Genomic DNA, 2,673 nt, shown 5'->3' with positions numbered 1-2,673 from the left:
GGTCTATGCCACTAAGAGATTGGAAACCTGCACTAAACAGGTTTACCATTCAATTTAACGAAAGAATGCCTCGGCATTATTAATCACCGTTTACACAAAATCTAGGACACCCCCGTTTTAAGGCTATATCCCGTCGTTAATCTGGAATTATTTATTGATAGATAGATCGGTTTTGGCCGAATCCAGTCAATCAATGTCAGATTGAAAAAGACTCTAATTATTGATCCGTCAATCGCACCAATCTCGGCCAGCGGTCATGTATCCAGGCATATTCAGGTGGCGTGTTGATAGTCACCACATAAACCGCATTTCATCATCTCTTTCTGCCAATAGTCCTCGAATCGCCATTCTTGTATCCAAGGGTATCCAGTGGGATTGGTTGTCGTGATCTTTTTCCATAAACTGATCAGCAGCGATTAAAACCGGTCTTGGATGCCAGGGCTTCCATTTTCCGCTTTTGATGGAATTCAGTCGTGCCCAGCCGCCGATCGGAAATTACCAGTGGCTTCATCCTTGCGTCTGCCCCAGGCTATCCAAGTTACACTGCCATCTCGCAAACGCACCGGCAACCGCGCCCCAGTTGCGGGAAATATATCTTTTCACTCTGATATTCAATTCCGCCGCACATAGGTGCCCCTGCTGCGTAAGTACATAGATTATTAGTCAGTTTCTAGCTAATACCAATACTCAAAATTTATACTGCTAAAGGCGTCAACGTATAAACTCTACCAAATTTTCCTGCGGTACGAATATCTCCGCGTTGCAAGGCAGCACGAACATCATCTAATTTATATGCGTCTTCAATCGACAAATAGGGCGACCAGCCTTCTCCTGCGTCTATCAACTCGATCTCAACTTCCGCAATGTATTGGCCTTCTCGTACCAATTTTGTTAGATGTTTATTATTCATCGTAATCTCCTCAAAAAATCATTACTCCACTTATTACAGTCAGGGCGATAAGCCGTAACGACAACAGCTGGCATGTTTGCATTTCTAGGAATACCCCACACTACATGAATTGGCTTGTTCTTTTTATCTTTTTGTAACACCAGTACACATGGGCCTTTCGGATAGTCTGGATAATCTTCCACGACTATCGCCTCACCAATACCTGAGAGAATATCTCTTGCAAAGATATTGTCGTGTGACAACTCATCATAACCATGTTCAGATATACGGACATCCCCGTTACTAACTAATGCTATAACCCGTTGTAAAGTCACACTCATGACAAAATATCATCAGATAAAATTATCAACACGAAATATGCCATCTATTTTTCCTGGAAATCATCACTCCAGCTTATCCCTTTATTTTTCATTGTATTTTATTTAGCTTCCTTAAGTTCCATCTCCGACAACGAACCTTGGCAATAGGATCGGAGCTGTATATGCGATCAAATAAAACTACCAAGGTTTCATTGTATCAATAATAGCAAGCCAACTCTTGCAGTTAAATTTTGATACAATTTTAAATGTTACAGATTGCAAAATTGATTGTGCCAGATTTGTGCCAAACTGCGCCTGAAATACCATCATATGTAGTTGTGTGACACTGATTTTATGCTTGGCAAGCATTGCAAGTGATTGATTTATATAACCACAAAATTTATAACTAGGCTTCGTAATCAGTAGGTCGGAGGTTCGACTCCTCTCAACAGCACCAATAATCAGTAACTTAGAAACATAACCGAATCTGTCTTACTTCGATTGTGCCAAATTTGTGACATTTAGCACACCATCCAAGACCCGGGCATGTTGGGAAAATTGCTCAGGCGCTAAATGAGCATAACGCCTTACCATCTCAGCAGATTCCCATGCGCCCATTTCTTGAATGACATTCAGCGGAACGCCATTCTGAGTTAACCAGCTTGCCCAGGTATGACGCAAATCATGCCAGCGGAAATTCTCGATACCGGCACGTTTTAACGCCTTATACCAAGCTTTTGTATTCACTTGCGTGACTGGCTTGCCCTTGTAACTGAATACCGATCTTGGGTGTTTTCCAATCTGTCTGGTCAATACCGCTATTGCAGTTTCATTTAGCGTCACATGGATCGGCTTTCCCGCTTTTGCCTGATCGCCATGTATCCATGCTACATTACGCTGCATATCCACTTGCGACCATTCCAGCTTTGTGACGTTTGACCGTCTTAAGCCTGTAACCAGTGAAAACGTCACCATATCGGCCAAATGTTGCGGCAATTCCCGAATCAGAATACTCGCTTGATCTGCATTCAGATAACGCACCCGGCGCTTTGCTTCACGATACAGCTTAATGACCGGAGGTTTATCTATCCATTCCCAGTCAAGTGCCGCACGGCGCAGGATTGAGCGAATTAGAGCCAATAAACGGTTAGCTGTCGCCGGACTCGTTTCTTTCCGCTTTAATCCGCCAATCTCTGCAATGGTAATCCCCCCATGTTTAACAGGAGTTTGCAGTAGAGTATTTTAGTTTAAAAGTTCCTGCCAACTTCATGGCTGGCGTTATACCTCCAAGCGCCATGCTCGGACGTTCATTATTGTAAATCCATAACCACTGTGTTGCAGTAAGTTGCGCCTCTTCAATGGTTGCAAAGTCATTCATCTCCAGCCATTCATGCCGAACAGTTCTGTTATAGCGTTCTATATAAGCATTCTGTTGTGGTTTTCCTGGCTGAATGTAATCAAGTT

3 protein-coding genes and 1 pseudogene are annotated in these 2,673 nt (G+C 43.0%); all 4 read right to left on the bottom strand.

The genetic code is table 11. The annotated features are described in order from the left end of the window. Nucleotides 1-694 precede the first annotated feature (694 nt). Nucleotides 695-910 carry a hypothetical protein gene (locus tag DU481_RS15505; RefSeq protein WP_074722694.1) on the bottom strand — a complete coding sequence of 72 codons (216 nt, stop codon included), beginning with the start codon at nucleotides 908-910 and terminating at the stop codon, nucleotides 695-697. Continuing rightward, the gene (locus tag DU481_RS15500; protein WP_350135985.1) at nucleotides 907-1,230 is read right to left on the bottom strand and encodes a DUF4258 domain-containing protein; all 324 of its coding nucleotides are present in this window, start codon (nucleotides 1,228-1,230) and stop codon (nucleotides 907-909) included. Before DU481_RS15500 ends, DU481_RS15505 begins: the two co-directional genes overlap by 4 nt. Before the next feature lie 471 nt (nucleotides 1,231-1,701). Next, nucleotides 1,702-2,409: pseudogene (locus DU481_RS15495) on the bottom strand (site-specific integrase); the annotation flags it as partial. 16 nt (nucleotides 2,410-2,425) lie between these two features. After that, a partial coding sequence (locus DU481_RS15490) for an integrase core domain-containing protein (RefSeq protein WP_350135983.1) occupies nucleotides 2,426-2,673 on the bottom strand: 248 nt, incomplete at its 5' end.

Origin of the sequence: Nitrosomonas sp., assembly GCF_040240425.1 — a bacterium.
GTDB lineage: Bacteria > Pseudomonadota > Gammaproteobacteria > Burkholderiales > Nitrosomonadaceae > Nitrosomonas.
This window is presented reverse-complemented; position numbering and strand designations above follow the sequence as displayed.